At 39.1% G+C, this 17,763-nt stretch carries 14 protein-coding genes; 7 read left to right on the top strand and 7 right to left on the bottom strand.

Translation table 11 applies throughout. The features are described from left to right. Positions 1–88 precede the first annotated feature (88 nt). Positions 89–718 carry a DedA family protein gene (locus HEQ36_RS08340; RefSeq protein WP_027402852.1) on the bottom strand — a complete coding sequence of 210 codons (630 nt, stop codon included), beginning with the start codon at positions 716–718 and terminating at the stop codon, positions 89–91. A gap of 521 nt (positions 719–1,239) precedes the next feature. Between HEQ36_RS08340 and HEQ36_RS08335 the strand changes: the two genes are divergently transcribed. Continuing rightward, a complete protein-coding gene (locus HEQ36_RS08335; RefSeq protein WP_205748510.1) occupies positions 1,240–1,596 on the top strand; it encodes an STAS domain-containing protein in 357 nt (118 codons plus the stop codon). An 80-nt stretch (positions 1,597–1,676) separates the two neighbouring features. Here the strand turns inward: HEQ36_RS08335 and ruvB are convergent, their stop codons facing one another. Beyond that, the gene (gene ruvB / locus HEQ36_RS08330) at positions 1,677–2,777 is read right to left on the bottom strand and encodes a Holliday junction branch migration DNA helicase RuvB (protein WP_039201976.1); all 1,101 of its coding nucleotides are present in this window, start codon (positions 2,775–2,777) and stop codon (positions 1,677–1,679) included. 594 nt (positions 2,778–3,371) lie between these two features. Beyond that, complete coding sequence (locus tag HEQ36_RS08325; protein ID WP_053541050.1) at positions 3,372–4,508, bottom strand: cob(I)yrinic acid a,c-diamide adenosyltransferase; 1,137 nt, start codon at positions 4,506–4,508, stop codon at positions 3,372–3,374. A gap of 1,236 nt (positions 4,509–5,744) precedes the next feature. On the opposite strand from HEQ36_RS08325, the gene fraC reads away from it, so the two are divergent. From fraC to HEQ36_RS08300, 5 genes are all read left to right on the top strand, one after another. Further along, positions 5,745–6,281 (top strand): filament integrity protein FraC, encoded by a 537-nt coding sequence (gene fraC / locus HEQ36_RS08320; RefSeq protein ID WP_168635974.1) that lies wholly within the window; start codon positions 5,745–5,747, stop codon positions 6,279–6,281. A gap of 41 nt (positions 6,282–6,322) precedes the next feature. After that, the gene (gene fraD, locus HEQ36_RS08315) at positions 6,323–7,333 is read left to right on the top strand and encodes a septal junction protein FraD (protein WP_168635975.1); all 1,011 of its coding nucleotides are present in this window, start codon (positions 6,323–6,325) and stop codon (positions 7,331–7,333) included. Between the two features lie 16 nt (positions 7,334–7,349). After that, positions 7,350–8,129, top strand: coding sequence for an ABC transporter permease subunit (locus tag HEQ36_RS08310; RefSeq protein WP_168635976.1), 780 nt, complete (start codon positions 7,350–7,352; stop codon positions 8,127–8,129). An 83-nt stretch (positions 8,130–8,212) separates the two neighbouring features. After that, positions 8,213–8,854, top strand: coding sequence for a phosphoribosylglycinamide formyltransferase (gene purN, locus HEQ36_RS08305; RefSeq protein ID WP_053541053.1), 642 nt, complete (start codon positions 8,213–8,215; stop codon positions 8,852–8,854). A 99-nt stretch (positions 8,855–8,953) separates the two neighbouring features. Next, entirely contained in the window at positions 8,954–10,396 is a 1,443-nt protein-coding gene (locus HEQ36_RS08300) for a phosphoglucomutase/phosphomannomutase family protein (protein WP_168635977.1), read from the top strand. Positions 10,397–10,786: 390 nt separating this feature from the next. Here the strand turns inward: HEQ36_RS08300 and HEQ36_RS08295 are convergent, their stop codons facing one another. The 3 genes from HEQ36_RS08295 to HEQ36_RS08285 form a co-directional block, all read right to left on the bottom strand. Further along, on the bottom strand, positions 10,787–11,773 hold the full coding sequence (locus HEQ36_RS08295) for a zinc ABC transporter substrate-binding protein (RefSeq protein WP_205748511.1): 987 nt from the start codon (positions 11,771–11,773) through the stop codon (positions 10,787–10,789). Positions 11,774–11,879: 106 nt separating this feature from the next. Then, entirely contained in the window at positions 11,880–12,152 is a 273-nt protein-coding gene (locus HEQ36_RS08290; RefSeq protein WP_168635978.1) for a hypothetical protein, read from the bottom strand. Between the two features lie 37 nt (positions 12,153–12,189). Next, entirely contained in the window at positions 12,190–13,533 is a 1,344-nt protein-coding gene (locus HEQ36_RS08285; RefSeq protein WP_053541061.1) for a Mur ligase family protein, read from the bottom strand. 771 nt (positions 13,534–14,304) lie between these two features. On the opposite strand from HEQ36_RS08285, the gene HEQ36_RS08280 reads away from it, so the two are divergent. Continuing rightward, on the top strand, positions 14,305–14,898 hold the full coding sequence (locus HEQ36_RS08280; protein WP_168635979.1) for a thylakoid membrane photosystem I accumulation factor: 594 nt from the start codon (positions 14,305–14,307) through the stop codon (positions 14,896–14,898). Positions 14,899–15,470: 572 nt separating this feature from the next. Here the strand turns inward: HEQ36_RS08280 and HEQ36_RS08275 are convergent. After that, positions 15,471–17,750, bottom strand: coding sequence for an ATP-dependent helicase (locus HEQ36_RS08275; RefSeq protein ID WP_168635980.1), 2,280 nt, complete (start codon positions 17,748–17,750; stop codon positions 15,471–15,473). Between the last annotated feature and the right edge of the window lie 13 nt (positions 17,751–17,763).

Genomic DNA, 17,763 nt, shown 5'->3' with positions numbered 1-17,763 from the left:
AGCGTGGCGTTAGCCATACTCCTGATAGCGAAGCGTGGTGTTAGCCATACTTCTGAATGGGCGCAGGCCCTGCGCCCCTACCTCTTACCTATTCTTCAGTTTGCTGTTTCACTTCGCGGGACTCTAACCAAATTGGTACAGCAATCACAGCAACTAAAATAAGTAACGCCAAAATTGCAAATTTACTTACCCAGGCTACCAATTGTTCTAGGGAAATAATTCTTCCCGCGAAAAAAGCTAATGTCACCATGACGCTACCCCAAGCAGTCGCTCCAGCTAAGTTATAAATCAGGAATTTGCCAAAGGGCATTTCCGCTATACCTGCAAGTGGTGAAGCAAAAATCCGCAATAAGGCAAAAAAGCGACCAAAAAATACAGCCTTACCTGCGTTTTCCGTAAATTGCTCTTTAATACTCAGCAGTCGGACTTCGGAAATGCGGAAAATCTTGCCAACTTGCAGCAGAAAAGGCCAACCACCAACTCTACCAATCCAATAGCCGCAATTGCCACCAATTACAGCACCCCCCACAGCGTTACCGAGAACCAGCCAGTAATTTAATTCATTACTACCAGCAAGGAAACCACCAACAATTGTTACAGTTTCGCCAGGAAGGGGAATGCCCAAATTTTCTAGCAATATTCCCAAAAAAATTGCTAAATAACCATAATTATGAGCAATTTCTTGGATGTTTTCTAGTGAAAGTAGCTCAAAAGACATCCAGCACCACCGAGTTTACAAATTTTTACCTTTACCATATCTTTGCTTGCTTTTGGCTAGGGTGTCAATCAAACCGCAATAGGAGGAGTTCAGGAGTATGGCTAACGCCACGCTGCGCTATCAGGAGTCAGGAGTCAGGAGTTCAGGAGTCAGGAGTCAGGAGTATGGCTAACGCCACGCTGCGCTATCAGGAGTTCAGGGGGAAGAAGAAAGAAGAAAGAAGAAAGAAGAATATTTTTCACCAATGACCAATGACCAATGACCAATGACCAATCAAACCGGATTGCTATAGATAATTTGAGATAATGATAAGTTCGTTACCGAAATTAGTGGTAATTTATGCTTATACTAAAAAAACATATCAACAAATTATACGGCATAAATACTGGAAAATTTTTTCTCAACTGTCCGGCTGTTAATTCTCATAAACTTTGCGAAAACAGTCATTATGCGGTTGAATTATAAACAGTATGGATGTCAGTTTGCCCTTTCTTTTGTGTTTTAAATACTCAGTTAAATTTATGACTCTTACACAAGAACGCCAAGTGATTTTGTTCAAACCCCAAGGTAGTATAGACCTGGATAGTGGTACAGTCTTGAGCGAACAGATGGCTGCTATTGAACCTCAGCATCACCAACTCTGGGTTATAGATTTAGCAAATGTAGATTTCATGGATAGTTCTGGATTGGTCCCACTTGTCAAGGGACTTACCACAGCGCGTCAAATTGGTTGTCGGTTGGTTCTCTGCAATGTTAAAGCTCCAGTTAAGTTGATTTTGGAACTTACCCAGCTTGATTCAGTATTTGAAATTTTCCCAAGTTACGAAGATATTTTTGCTCCTGTTACCAATCAACAGCCAGTAGCAACTGGAGTTTAGACTAAATCAGTATTTTTATTCTTTTCAGATCCCCGACTTCTCTAGATCCCCGACTTCTTAGAGAAGTCGGGGATCTTAGGCTACAGTAATGATAACTGCTCATTAGGGGGTTTAAAACCCATGTGTTGATAGGCTGCTTTAGTGGCTATTCTCCCCCTGGGTGTCCGACTTAAATAACCTATTTGCATTAAATATGGTTCATAAACTTCTTCAATGGTTTGGGTGTCTTCCCCAGTGGTAGCAGCGATGGTTTCTAAACCGACTGGACCACCATTAAAGTTTTCAATAATCACACTGAGCATTTTTCTATCTGTCCAATCTAAACCACAAGGATCAACTTGGAATAGCTGCAATGCTTCCGCTGCAACAGTTTCATTTATTTCTATAAAAGATTTTACTTCTGCATAATCACGGACTCTTTTTAGTAGTCTATTAGCTATTCTTGGTGTTCCTCGTGAACGTTTGGCTATTTCTGTAGCCCCGTCTAAATTAACTGAAGTTTGTAATAATTCGGCAGTGCGAACCACAATTTGAGTAAGTTCAGCAACTTCATAAAAACGCAACTTTTGAATTAAGCCAAAGCGATCGCGCAATGGTGAAGTTAAAGCTCCGACGCGGGTTGTTGCCCCGACCAGGGTAAATTTAGACAAAGGTATACTTCTAATTCTGGCACTAGAACCCTTACCTACTGTAATATCTAGGCGACAATCTTCCATGGCTGGATAAAGAATTTCCTCTGTCATCCGTGATAAGCGATGAATTTCATCTATAAATAACACATCTCCTGGTTTCAGGTTCACCAATAACCCCACGATATCTCGTGGTCGTTCTAAAGCTGGGGCGCTGGTAATTTTGCAACTTACCCCCATTTCTGAGGCTAAAATCATCGCCATTGTGGTTTTACCTAAACCTGGTGGTCCATACAACAGCAAATGATCCATGACTTCGTTCCTAGATTTAGCGGCTTTAATGGCTATATCTAAGACATCCTTTAAATCCTTTTGTCCAATGTAATCAGCAAAGCGCTGGGGACGAATACTTTCTTCTGGTTTCCCTTGTTCATTAATGGCAGCTTCTGATTGGAGCAGATTTTCTGCGGGGGGTACTTTGGCTGATTCCCGTTGCTTTTTGGGTTCTCCGTTGGGTTCTGGAGGCTGTTTTTTGGAGGAGATAATCGCCATAATTTTCAGGGATTTCAGAAGTACAGAAATGGGGGTTTAATTATTCATAAGTAAGATTCAGTATAGGATATTTGGGGTTCATTGAGAATATAGATATTTATTTAATTTTGTAAATTTACTATTAATAAATTGAGGGCTAGGAGTCAGGAGGTAGGGGCGCAGGGCCTGCGCCCAGTCAGGAGTCAGGAGGAAGAATTAGAAGGAGATAAGAATAGTCTCGAATCGGGAAAAGTGATAGCTTTTTGATGGTTTCAAAGCTAATTGGACAAAGAGGGAATAGGAAAATGAGGACGGGAAAACCCTGCCCATACAGCACTTACCGATGTTATGAAGTCTAATGACCCCACCCCCAACCCCCTCCCCGCTCTTCGAGAGGGGGCTAAGATGTAACTCATATAAGAGACTTCCAATTAAAAAAATATCCCAAAATTTCTTGTGGTGCAGGCCGAAAAGCCTGCCAATAATACAAGGACGGGCAAGATGCCCATCCCACAAGATTGGATAGCGAACGCGAGAGCGTCCCGGAGGGAACTAGCGCTGCTGCAAGCAGTTCATCTTTTTTGTGGAGTTCTCTAACTGAAAACCGCTGTATCTTTAGAAATCAACTCCACGCTTCAATTCTACGCCTTGATTTGCATAGTGTTTATGACAGTAAACCTCAGAGTGAATACTAGCTAAATCAAAATAAGCGGGTTGGTTTTGACAGCGCCCGGTGATGATCACTTCTGTATCACGAGGTTTGCGTAGCAGGGCTTGAACAATGGGATCAACAGGTAACAATTCTAAATCAACGGTGGGATTGAGTTCATCAAGAATAATTGTTTTATAGACACCAGAGGCGATCGCTATTTTGGCAATTTCCCAACCTCTTTCCGCTTCTATATAGTCTAAATCTTGACGAGAATTCCGCCAAACAATGGCATCCCGTCCACAGCGTTGATGATCTACAATTTCTGGATAGGATTGTTGTAAGGCGGCGATCGCTGCGTCTTCAGTATAACCACTACCGCCTTTGAGCCACTGCATAATTAATACACGAGTAGAACCAGGATGATTGATGCCTCTACCAATTGCTTGTAAAGCTTTACCTAAAGCACTGGTAGATTTACCCTTACCTGCACCTGTATAAATTTCAATGCCTTCAATGAAAAGTTCTGCGGCTGTGGGGTGGTGATGGGGTTTCATTTCCGAATGCAAATCCGCAATATCCAATAATTGTGGCGGTGCTGCGCGTCCAGTCGTAATGATTTCCAGTTCTTGGGGTTTAGATTTTAAAGTCTTTACTACCTCATCCACTGACAGCAAACCCAAATCCAAAACCGGGTTAATTTCATCCAGGACAACAACTGAATACAACCCAGAGGCGATCGCCCCTTTGGCTACATCCCAACCCCTTGCAGCCTCTGTTCGATCAAAAGCTGTAATTTGATCATGACCGAAAAATTCGGCTCTTCCGGTGCGAACCTGATCAATTAAATGGGGAAACCCGCGCTGTAATGCGGCGATCGCTCCATCCTCATCATAATCCCGTTCTGGCCCTTTCAAAAACCGCAACAATAAAACCCGGCTAGAATCACTAGGTGTATTGATTCCCAACCCAATAGAGCGCAAAACCACCCCTAAAGCCGCTTGGGACTTACCTTTCCCAATACCATCATAGACGTGAATTTGACCCGTAAGCCGCTCAGAACGGACTTGCGCTGTGCGAATACCGATACCGTTCCTTGTCATTTTTTGAAAAGCTATAAATTGACACTCCCCGGTCTAAAGACGCGGGGATTCTTAATCGAATAATTGTAAAGACAACTGCTCGAATAATATCCGCTTTTCAGGTATTACCTTAGATGTACGGTTCTTGCCCTGATCCTGTTTGCCATTACTGGCAAAATCATATCTGCTTGCGGTGAGCGAAGCCGAACTGACACGCGTAACTTTCCGAGAGTCCCCCGGTAGCTTTTTATGTCTTTAGTGACGATTTAATTGTATCACGAATATTGAAGGCAATCAATTCGCCCGTGTGCGTTTTCCCCTGCGGTCTGAAGACGCGAAGCTCCCAACGCTACCGTGTTCCTCTTGTGGCAATTCTGTTATCTTAACGAAACTAAGTAGGTGAACAGAAAAATTTAAAGGTATGTGAAGAAAAGTAAAATCACTCAAAACTCTCTTCCTGTTCCCAGTTAAGAGTTCCCTGTTCCCCATTGGTGTCAACTTAACGTAAAACCTCTATGCCGCAAAGAACTCAAGTCATCTCATTCCCAGTCTCTGACTGGGAATGAATTCTAGAAGGCTCTGCCTTCAATAATATTAGAGGCAGAGCCTCATCAACTGCATTCCTAGTCAGAGACTAGGAACGAGATGTGGTAGGGATTTGAGCTTAAGTTGACACCAATGAAGCTCTTGCTTTACCCCTACAAATCTAGGTTTTTCGTGATTTTACAAAAGTCCAGGTTCCAACCGTTTTGAGTATATCCTGATTCTGACGATTTACCTAACTGGCAACTTAACATTAGTAGTTCGTCAGTAGTTCGTCAAATTTATTTTGACGAGTAATGATCGGAAAAAACTTCTGTTCTTCCCTCCCCTACCCCCCCTACCTCCCCTACCTCCCCTACCTCCCCTACCCCCCTACCCCCCCTACCTCCCCTACCTCCCCTACCTCCCCTACCCCCCTACCCGCCTACCCCCCTGCTTGCCTTCACCCGTCATTTTCGGGTTGACAGACCACTAGGGTGGGCGGTTTGTATCTTTGCGTATTCAAGTTTGATAGATGTATTAATAAAATCAATCTAAATATCCTGTCACACTCAGATCATAAATGTCAGAACAATGAGATAATTGCCGATTATCCGTATTCTTTCAGTTATACTCTGTACAACTAAGTCAAAAAAAACGTAATCCCCAGATCCCCGACTTCTTGAAGAAGTCGGGGATCTAACTAACTCCTAAAATTTTCTTGTTGTTACCATTATGTCTGATGAATTATCACTACCCATAATCTTGCCTATTGGGGCGATATTTTTTGAAATATTATTCTTACTAACTGCCATTCCTGTAGAAGCCTATGTTCTTCATAAATGGTTAAAGTTTGATAAAAGAACCAGCATTTTTTATGCCATTGCCTTAAATGTTTTTTCGAGTGTCATTGGCTGGATTGTATTTTTCACAGTCGAACCGATGTTATCTATCCCGATCAAAGCCGAATTGATTAATTATGTATTTTTCAATAAGATTAAAGCTTCTAGCATTAGTACAATGATAATTTTATTATCATTTACTATTTTCATAGCGACTTTCTTAGTTAAATTTTTATTGATGAAGATCCTCATCATTTTTATGGGTGAAGGCGGAAAAAACACCCAGCCAGAAACCATGTCTTCACAACAAAGATCTAGTTATATCAATATAGCTAAGTTGCAGAATACTAATTTAATCACGGCAACATTAATAGCAAATTCACTCAGTTACAGTGCCATAACCTTTATCATATTAATTCGCTCTCGGTAAAATGATCAATATTCATCATTGCATTAATTAGAGGTAATCTCATGAACTTTTTATTGAAGGAAATAGGTGGCATATTTAAATATATTCAGGATTTATTTGCAGGAGTGCAAAAATTTCTGACACCAGCCAAAGCATACTCATGGCAAACATTTATCTATTTGAGTGTTTTTTCTTGGGGAATATCATATTTTGCTGTAGGGTATATTAGGGATATTATTGCCTTTTGTGGTTGGTTATTTTTATTAGCAGGAACAACTTGGTATACTACGGACGATCCTTTAAGAATTCCCGGAACTTTTATGCCAGTTGGGGCAGTAATCACAGGCTTTTTAGTGAGCGTCTTTGCCTTTGGATACCAGGAGAGTGGATTAACATTTAATACTATAGTCATTTGGCCGACAATAGCCGCCCTAGTTACAGCCATACCTAACTTCTTTGAAGGCAACGGTAGAGGATTGCCAAACGCGAAACTTCCTAAATTGCAAGATCGTCAAAAAGTTGTAGTTTTATTAGCTTGGTGTATGCTAATTAGTTGTTGGCTTCAGTTTTACTTTGTGATAGATAAATGGTTAAAAGAATATCCCAGTTTACGAGCAGATAATTTTCAGAAAAGTGCTTTTGTGATTAGATTAGAACCACAATCACGAAAGCCAAAAACTGGTGATTTGATCTTAAATAAACTGCAACCCTTAATTAATCAACAACTTGCCAATAAACCTTGGGGTGAAGTAGAAAAATGGTTACTAGAAGCTAATCAGCAACTAGGCAACTTGGGGAAAAGAACGATTAATAGTAATTTAGGTAAATCTCAAGAAAGACTACTATGGCGAGTTGAACCCCGTGTAGTCAATATCAAGTCTGGATATAGGCTAGATATTTTAACAATTTGGGCTGGACCTAGTGCCAACTCTCAAGGATATTACTGGAAAAAATCTTGTTTGATAGAACCATCTAACTCTGGTAAACAAACAGATAATAAAAATACCGTTGCCCGTCTAACTTGCGATCGCACAAGTAAATTTATCATGGGTTCTCCACCAGCACAACAATAAGGAAGAAGTAATTACTATGAATGTAATTAGAACTGTCGTCATGGCTAAGAATGTATTTCAGGAAGTGATCCGCGATCGCATTCTGTACATCATCGGTTTTTATGCTATCATCCTGGCTATTGCCTTCCGTGCCATTCCCGAATTTGCCGGCACCACCAGTAATAAAATATTTTTGGACTTTGGTTTGGCAACAATGAACGTCATTGGTTTAATTGTCGCTATATTTATCGGCACAGGATTAGTTAACAAAGAAATTGAAAAACGCACTATTTTAGTATTAATTGCCAAACCCATCAGCCGCAGTGAATTTATTGCTAGTAAATATTTAGGGTTATCAGCAGTTATCGGTGTACTCATTACTGCAATGACAATAATTTATTTAGGATTCTTACAAGTTGGTCAAGTATCCTATCCAATTACTAGCATTTTTCTGGCTACACTATTCTTATTTTTGCAATTATGTTTAATTACTGCCGTAGCCATTACTTTGGGCGTTTTTACCAGTTCACTAATAGCTACATCCCTAACATTTGCAGTGTATTTAATGGGGAATGTTACTCAAGATTTAGTGGCATTAGGTAAATTAAGTCAGAATCCTGGTATGGAACGCATTACCCAAAGTTTATATCTAATTTTGCCAGATTTATCTAGATTAGATTTAAAGAATGATGCTGTTTACGGTTTGCAAGCACTACCTGATCCAATCACATTAGTTACCAATGCAGGCTATAGTTTACTTTACAGTTTTATGTTGTTAGCGATCGCCATTATTATTTTCTTAAGACGAGAATTTTAAATAACAAGATCCCCGACTTCTCTAAGAAGTCGGGGATCTGAAAATCTCGACTTTCAAAAATTTTGTTAAAATAATTATTGTCTATGATTCAAAATTCCCCAATAAATACTACTGACAGTCTCATTTATCCCGATATTTATCATCACCAAGTTTCCTCGAATCAGCCTTTGAAACTAGGAATTATGGCTTCTGGCAATGGTAGTAATTTTGAAGTAATTGCCCAAGCTATTGCCGACGGTAAAATTAACGCCCAAATTCAAGTTTTAATTTACAACAATCCTGATGCGAAAGCAGCAGTTAGGGCAGAAAATTGGGGTGTAGAATCTGTATTTTTAAATCATCGGGACTATAAAAATCGTCAAAAATTTGATCATAAAGTTGTCCAAACACTACAGCAGTATGATGTAGAATTTGTGATTATGGCGGGATGGATGCGATTAGTCACACAAGTTTTAATTGACGCTTTTCCTAATCGCATGATTAATATTCATCCCAGTTTATTACCGAGTTTTAAAGGCGTGCAAGCTGTAGAACAGGCTTTAGTCGCTAAAGTCAAAATTACTGGCTGTACTGTACATCTTGTTTCTTTAGAAGTTGACAGTGGCGAAATTTTAATTCAAGCGGCTGTTCCCGTTTTACCAGATGATACATCAGAAACACTACACGCGAGAATTCAAATCCAAGAGCATCGGATTTTACCAATAGCAATTTCTTTGTTAAGTTAAAGGTAATAGGTAATAGAGAAGAGTTTTATTACCACTGACAACTGACAACTGACCACTGACTAATGTTAAAATTCTCAGTGAGAAATTTAGGATATTTTTATGTCAGTTGTAACTAACCCAATCAAATTCGGTACAGATGGTTGGAGGGGTGTGATAGGTGAGGAGTTTACCTTTGAACGTCTGGCATTAGTCGCAACCGTAGCAGCCAAAGTTTTACATAATACTTACTTTTCCCAAGTGGGTAGCCGAACGATTATTATCGGTTATGATCGCCGATTTATGGCGGAAGAGTTTGCCCGTGTGGTTGCCAATGCTGTCACCGCAGTGGGTTTTGATGTCCTGTTTAGCGAAACTTTCGCCCCAACTCCGGCTTTTAGTTGGGCGGCTAAAGAACTCAAGGCTTTAGGGGCATTAGTCGTCACAGCTAGTCATAATCCTGGTGCATATTTAGGATTAAAAGTTAAAAGTGCTTTTGGCGGTTCAGTACCACCAGAAGTTACTCAAGAGATAGAAGCTTTATTATCAGAAAAAGTTGCCCCAGCAGCGATTACAGGTAAGGAAGAAACCTTTGATCCTTGGCCAAGTTATTGTCAAGCATTAGCCGCTAAAGTTGATATTCACAAAATCAAAGAAGCGATCGCAACTGGCAAGTTAACAATATTTGTGGATGTCATGCACGGGGCAGCGGCTGGGGGATTAGCACGATTATTAGGGGAACAAGTTAAGGAAATTAATAGCGACCGTGATCCTCTATTTGAAGGTGGTGCGCCTGAACCTTTACCAAAGTATCTTTCCCGACTATTTACAGTTATGAAAACCCATCGGCAAACCCATAAAACTGGTTTAACTGTGGGTTTGGTATTTGATGGAGATTGCGATCGCATTGCCGCCGTAGATCAAGATGCTAATTTCCTCAGTTCCCAAATCTTAATTCCCATCTTAATTGACCATCTCACCCTCCGGCGGAACTTTCAGGGCGAAATCGTTAAAACTGTCAGCGGTTCGGACTTAATGCCCCGTGTAGCCGCATTACATAACCTTTCTATCCATGAAACAGCAGTAGGTTATAAATACATTGCTGACCGAATGTTAACTACACAGGTATTACTCGGTGGTGAAGAATCCGGTGGCATTGGTTATGGTAGTCATATTCCCGAACGCGATGCTTTATTATCGGCACTTTATGTCTTAGAAGCAGTGGTAGAATCAGGGTTGGATTTAGGTGAATATTATCGCTATTTACAACAACAAACTGGTTTTTCATCCAGCTATGATCGCATTGATTTACCTTTAGCAAATATGGAAGTTAGAGGGCGACTATTAGACCTTTTACAATCCCAACCTTTGACAGAAATTGCGGGTAAAGAAGTCATTGGTTGTCAAACAATTGACGGTTATAAATTCCGACTAGCTGATCAAAGTTGGTTAATGATTAGATTTAGCGGCACTGAACCTGTTTTACGTCTTTATTGTGAAGCCGCAACCCTAGAAGAAGTTCATCAAACTCTCAATTGGGCAAAAAATTGGGCAGAATCAAATTAATTGATAACTAGCCTAAATGAGTTATGAACAACAAGATCCCCGACTTCTTTAAGAAGTCGGGGATCTGACTTTTACGACTTTTACAATATAAAATTTAGCCAAGGAATAAATTCCCTGTCTAACAGCTAAAGTCGGTTGAAGCCGACTTATTTTAAAGATGTTATTTGGGTATTTTATCAGGTTTTGGTGATGAGTAGATAACAATTTTCGGCTCTTGCGTTGTTTTTATGGTAATTGAGGATTGATTATAACAAAACCCTTACGGGGCAAGGGTTATAAACAATTATGACCATATTTTCAATGAAATGCCTACACAATAAGGCTTTCAATGGTTTTGAACCAGGTTTTCCATAAAAAGAACCGAAGAACCCAATTTTCAAGTATCAGTAATTATTGTCTCACCTGAAACTTTAAATATGTTCCTCCCAATCCTTCTACAATGATTCTTGTATTAGTTGTCATCATTTTTTGATAGGTTTCTCCGTTACTTCCTAGTTCACCTAGTCCGTCAATATAAAGTGGTTTTTGAGAAACTCTGACTTTCGCTGCTGTCGCTACAGGTGCGAGTAAATTGGAATTGGTATTTGTATCTGCAAAAATTGTTGGTACTTTAGCTTTTTGAATATCCTTAGCCAAATTTCTGACTTCTGTATCTGTCAATTTTCCCATATTTTTAACATTACCTAAATTGACTGAATAGGGAATATCATAAGCTTTGACATAATAAATCATTGCTGAATTTGTTGTAATTAATTTTCGATTTTTATCGGGAATACTAGCTAGTCTTACTTTAATCCAATTATTGATTTGATTGATTTCTTGGGTGATTATTTTTGTATTTTTATTATAGATTTTCTTATTTTTTGGTACTAGTTTAATTAAACTACTATTAATTATCTCTACCATTTTGATAGTATTATTTGGATTATGCCAAACATGAGGTTCAACAATTTGTTTACCGGTTTTTCCAATTTTGATGAAATTTACACCTATAGTTTTAGCAACGGCAATTTTTGATTTAGGCTTTTTGATCTCTTCAATAATTTTAATTAACCCTGGTTCAAAGTTATAACCATGATATAATACTAAACCAGCATTTTTAATGGCTTGATTATCTTCTGGTACGGGTTTATAATTTATAGGATTTATCCCAGGAGGAATTAAACAAATCAGATTAATTGTATCTCCAGCAACTTGTTTTGTTAAATCGCAAATTACGCTATTAGTTGCTACGACAAAGGGCAAATTATTATTAATATTATTATTGGTGGTATTATATGTTGTACTAATAGTTTTATTTCCACATCCAAATAAACCTACCATTACACCTAGAATGATAGTTTTCAATAAATGTGAAGATAGTTTTTTTTCTAACATAATTGATTGTAATTGATGAATATATTAAAAAGTCCAGAAATAATTATATAAAGTAATAAAGACACAGACTTGCTGTGTCTTGTAAAACATTTATTGTTCTAATTTATTAAATTCCAGCCATAGGTAACTTACCTTGTAATTTCTGTAAATTAGCTTGAACACAACTAGTGCAACTACAACCAGTTTGTTCGATTACAGAGTGTGTGATGCTATTTATTTGCGGTGTAACTATATCAAGATTGGCTTGAGTAGATGTCACCACAATCATTTGCACAGCAGGTGTAGGTTTGAAATTGGCAGCGTGTGCTGGGTTAACTACCAATAGCAGAGATGCGAAAAACATAGGAAAAGCCAGTAAAATCAGTTTGACTATTTTCATAATTCACACATAAACCATAAATGTCATTAGTCAATTATCAGAGGATTTTCCTACCAGTCAATACTTCTCGCACTTCCAGCATGGCTGAATAGGTGGGGAGAATGTGTAAAGTTTCATTTGCTGGTGTATGCTCTAGAGCAGTAGCGATCGCTTGCTGCAAATTTGGCTCTACAATCAGATTGATGTCACTGTCCAGAGATTCCTGACTATAACGTAGACGTAAAGCCATATCATACACGCGATCGCCACTCACAATCAACGTTCCACCCCTTGTTACCAACTTTTCTGTATCCACATCCCAAATCCATGATACATCAGTACCATCTGGGGTTCTGTCATTCAACACCAATAAAGTAGTTTTATCGGTACTTTGAGTGACGACACGAATAGTTTCATTTGTTCCTACAGGGTTTTTTGATAATAGAATCCGCACCCGTTTACCGTCAATTACTAAATCTTCTGCACGACCAAAAGCAGCTTGAAAATTATTAATTCCATCCCTAATATTAACCTCATCAACTCCTAATGCTTGCGCTGCTGTAGCTGCTGCCAAAGTATTATATTTGTTATATAAACCCACGAGAATTTGTGACCATTCCTGACTTAATAAAGCAGGTTTACTTTTAGTAAAACCACAACTAGGACAAGTAAAATCTCCCAAATGGGACAAATAAACCCCTTGATAATCTAAAGCATGACCACATCTAGGACAATAAATAGAATCAACAGCATGAGGAATAGCTTCTAAATAATTCTCAGGCTCATTTAAACCAAAGAATAAAACCTTTTGGGGTAACTGTTGACCCAAATAGGATAAAGTCGGATCATCAGCATTGGGAATAACTACCGTTGTTGTTGGTAAAGTAGCAATCACCTGAGTCCACCGCTTACTAATACTATCCACTTCCCCATATCTATCCAACTGGTCACGGAACAGATTCAAACAGAGAATAATTCGCGGTTGTAATGGTTTTAAAACCTTGGGAACTATATTTTCATCAACCTCCAAAATTGCATAATCTACATTCAGATTTCCCAGCAAACTAGCATTGTCTATTAAAGCCGTCGCTAACCCATTTTCTAAATTTGCACCAGTAGAATTATGGGCAACACAGAAACCATTCCGTTCTAAAATAGTACATAACAGTAATGCCGTAGTAGTTTTACCATTCGTCCCCGCAATGAGAATTACCCCATTTTTAACCTGCTGACTCAATAACTCCAAAATCCGAGGTTCTATCCGTCGCGCAATCGAACCGGGTAAAACACTAGCAGCACCAAGACGCAATGACCGCACCAAAAACGTCACACTTTTAGCCATTGATACCGCAAAACCCAAGCGGAGTCTATCTATAACCTTTATTTTCTTACCCACAGTCATGATTTATAAATAACCTATAATTGCCAAAAGAATTTTAACCCTTAATCCCAATTTTATGTGAAGTTGCACAGAATCATGAAATCCATAAATCCATCCGTCTTTATCTGCGTTTATCTGCGGTCAATTATTCTGGAAATTTTATTCTAGGGAATTTCATCTTAGAGGGTGTTTTAAAAGTATTAGATGAAACCGATAATCTCCAGAAACCTAACCCCCCTTCCCTACGTTAGCGCAGCGTGCCGAAGGCTGGGAATGGTGGTTTCAAAGCCTCTCCCCGCATCGGGGAGAGATTTGGAGAGGGGTTTATTTATACATTAAAAACTTTTCAAACATCCTCTTAACTTGGTATAAGTTTAACTAATTAGAAAAGATAGCATCAAAAGGAGTATAGTCTAACAATACCTTGTCCAAATCGAAAAAAGTCTTGATTTCTAGTAGTTCGTCAAATTTATTTTGACGGGTAATGATCGGAAAAAACTTCTGTTCTTGCCTCCCCTGCCCCCCCTGCCTCTCTTCTCCCCCTGCTTGCCTTCACCCGTCATTTTCGGGTTGACAGACTACTAGTGGTCTGTCAAGCTTAAAATTGTCTGTATCCAATTTTGGGAATCTTTGATTTAGGAACTGATTAAACACAAAAACAAAATTGACAGACCACTAGGTTGGGCTGTTCGCGCAAGCGTGCCGCAAGGCACAGGAGAAGTGTGTGGAGTATGTCACCATCAGTTCAGCACAAACTCACAAAAAATAGTAGCAAAGACAAGGTTTCTGTTAATGAATAGCATAAAGTGGCTTTTTTCACAAACTCAAATAATTACTAATTGGAAACGGTTAGTGTCGAAATGCTTATTGCTGCTTGTTTGCCTATTCATAATTAGTATGCAGCCAGCATTAGCAGGTATTAAAGATGACCGATATGATGGCAATATTTTTGTAATTTATGCTGGTAATGGTTCTCTCGTTCCCTCCAAAGAAACTCTAGCACAGGCATTAGCAGAACATAAACCAGCCATACTGACATTCTACATTGATGATAGTAGCGATTGCAAAAAATATGCGCCGGTTGTTTCCGAGATGCAAGCATTCTATGGTCGCGCCACAGAAATCATTCCTGTCAGCGTTGATACTCTTTTAACTAAGAATACCTATCAACCCACAGAAGCGGGATATTACTATGGAGGAAGTGTTCCTCAAGTTGTAGTTTTTGACCAGTCAGGTAAGGTAATCTTGAACAAAAAAGGTCAAGTACCTTTTGAGGAAATAGACGACAAATTGAGAGAAATATTTGATTTATTACCCCGCACTGAGTCAGTCGAGTTAAAACGACGTTCACCAAGAGAATTCAGCAGTCAGTTAGAAGACCAATAGAAAGCATAAGTCAGGAGTCATACATCATACCTCGTTCCCAGTCTCTGACTGGGAATGCCGTCACAGAGGCTCTGCCTCTATTATTATAGAAGGCAGAGCCTTCTGAATTCATTCCCATACAGAGTATGGGAACGAGAAAATAGAAAGCATAAGTCGCATACCTCGTTCCCAGTCTCTGACTGGGAATGCTGTCACAGAGGCTCTGCCTCTATTATTATGGAAGGCAGAGCCTTCTGAATTCATTCCCATACAGAGTATGGGAACGAGAAAATAGAAAGCATAAGTCGCATACCTCGTTCCCAGTCTCTGACTGGGAATGCTGTCACAGAGGCTCTGCCTCTATTATTATAGAAGGCAGAGCCTTCTGAATTCATTCCCATACAGAGTATGGGAACGAGAAAATAGAAAGCATAAGTCGCATACCTCGTTCCCAGTCTCTGACTGGGAATGCTGTCACAGAGGCTCTGCCTCTATTATTATGGAAGGCAGAGCCTTCTGAATTCATTCCCATACAGAGTATGGGAACGAGAAACGAGAAAGTATGGGAACGAGAAAAGGAGAAATACATTATTTCACCGAGAAAATTGCCGTTTTAAAGCTGTAAAAACTGGACAAGGGGCTGATGTTTGTAAATTCTCCGGTTTATTCCAAGTAAAAGGTGCTTTTTGAGCCGCAGACATCCATAATAGTCTTTTGGCTCTAGTCATGGCAACATAAAGTAAACGATATTCTTCAGCAATTTTCAGGTATTTTGATTCTTCCCAGGCTTGGTTAATATCCGGTATGGGTTTTTTGTGAAGTCCGGCACGAATTTGGGCGCGGGCAACTTCTGATAGAGTAAAATCACCTAAAAATTGTCCTTGGGGGGGAATCCAAAAGCGTCCAGGAATTAAATTTTCATGGAGAAAAGGCAAAAATACATAATCCCAGTCTAGCCCTTTGGCTTTGTGCATGGTGATAATTGTTAATTGTCCGGCTTTGGTATATTGTGCTTCTACATTTTCTGGTTCTACAGATTCAAATCTTTCGGAACTGACAATTTCACTTAAAGTTGAGATCATTGCCCCCATAGAACTATTACCAAAAATTTGCTGATTTACCCGTTCTGCAAGTTTATCCGCAGTGGCCAATTCGGCTTGATCATATTTTAAGGTTAAGGCGAAAAAAGAAATTATTTGATAAAATGGTAGTTCTAAATAAGCCCTGAGTAGACTCCGACAAAGATGAGCCGCTTTTTGGACTATTTCTGTTTGGGGTGTGGCTAAAAGACCTGGATAGAGAAATTCTTCAGGTAAACTAGCTAGAGTGTTAATATCTTGGGTAGGAATTAATTGCCTTTCTACAAGGACTTCTAAGGTAGCTTTGAGATAATCGGGGGAATGGGGGCGATCGCAAAACTGTAATAATGATAGAATTTCTTGAGGAACATGAGAACGGCGTTCCTTTTCTCCCACATCATAAAGTTTAATTTTATGTTCTTTACATATTGGTTCTAAAGCCGCAGCTAACCATCGTCCTTGACGATTTTCTCTGACTAATATCGCTGCACAAGCTTGGGGATTTTCGCTAAATAACTCAATTACTCTTTGGGAAAGTAATTCAACTGTATGATGAATATCTCTAGGGGTATGAAGTTCTAACCCTTTTCCTACAGGTTGAGGATTGCCATTTTCTTGATTAACTGGTTGAATTTTCTGATTTCTAAATGGTGCTTGTCTATGTTGAATTTTGGCAAAATCTTGATTATTGACCCATTCTAAAGCAAAGTTAGCTGCATCAATAATTATTTGCGTACTGCGCCCAGCTTGATCCATTTCCGCTAGTCTATCTTGAATTTGACAATCTTCGCAAAATTCCCGAAAATAAATCGGGTCAGCAGGTGTAAATGTAGAATTAATGGCTTGATTAGGATCACCAACTCTGATTAAATTCAAAGCTGATTTATCTAATTTATCTGCATATTCTTGACTAGCGAGTATTTCTAATAAATCTGTTTGTAAAGGACTAGAATCTTGAGCTTCGTCTTCAAAAACAGCAAAAACTTTATTTTGTTCAATGCGGCAGGTGCTAGGATTTCGCAAAACTTTTAAAGCCCCTAATATCATATCATCGTAATCAATAAAGTCTTGTAACTGCATGATTTTTTGATATTGTTCATATAATCCAGCGGCTATTCTTAAAATGTCATATTTATTATGAGTTTGTTCACTCCACTTTAATAAATCTGCTGGTGATATTCCCGAACTTTTGGCTTCATGAATCACCGTATAAGCTAAATCTGGTAAAATTTCCGTTCGCAGCACCGATTGACGACGGAGTTTTTCGGTTTCTTCTCCATCAAATTGCTGTCCTGCAAGTAAACGTAGATAAATTTCTGGATAATTAGCAATCCATTGTTCTACTGCTGTGCGAATGAATTTATGACTTTGATTGGGTGTAATTAAAGTCGCATTTTCTAACTGTAACCCCGACAAATTTGGATGACGACTAGCGATAATTAACGCTAAACCATGCAAAGTATAAACGGCAAATCCTGTTTGTGGTAAAGATAATTTCTTTAAGTTTTCCCGAATTTTAAGTTTAATATTAGCAGTAGCAGAACGGGTAAAAGTAACAACAATTAACTGTTTATAATTCTGATTGCCAGTATTTAAATAATCCTCATATTGACGAGCAATAGCGATCGCTGCGGCTGCCGCCATTCCCGTTGATTTTCCCGCTCCAGGCACAGCAGACACAGCCAATGGTCCCCATCTCCAATCCGCCATTTGCGTTTGTCCTGGGCGCAGTTGGGCGCGAATGACAGCGATATTCTCTTTTAATTTAGTCAGTGGTGATTGGTCATTAGTCATTAGTTTTTATACA

It is taken from the genome of Anabaena sp. 54 (genome assembly GCF_017355725.1).
Taxonomy (GTDB): domain Bacteria; phylum Cyanobacteriota; class Cyanobacteriia; order Cyanobacteriales; family Nostocaceae; genus Dolichospermum; species Dolichospermum heterosporum.
The sequence above is the reverse complement of the archived record's forward strand: the minus strand, read 5'-3'. Positions and strand labels throughout refer to the sequence as shown.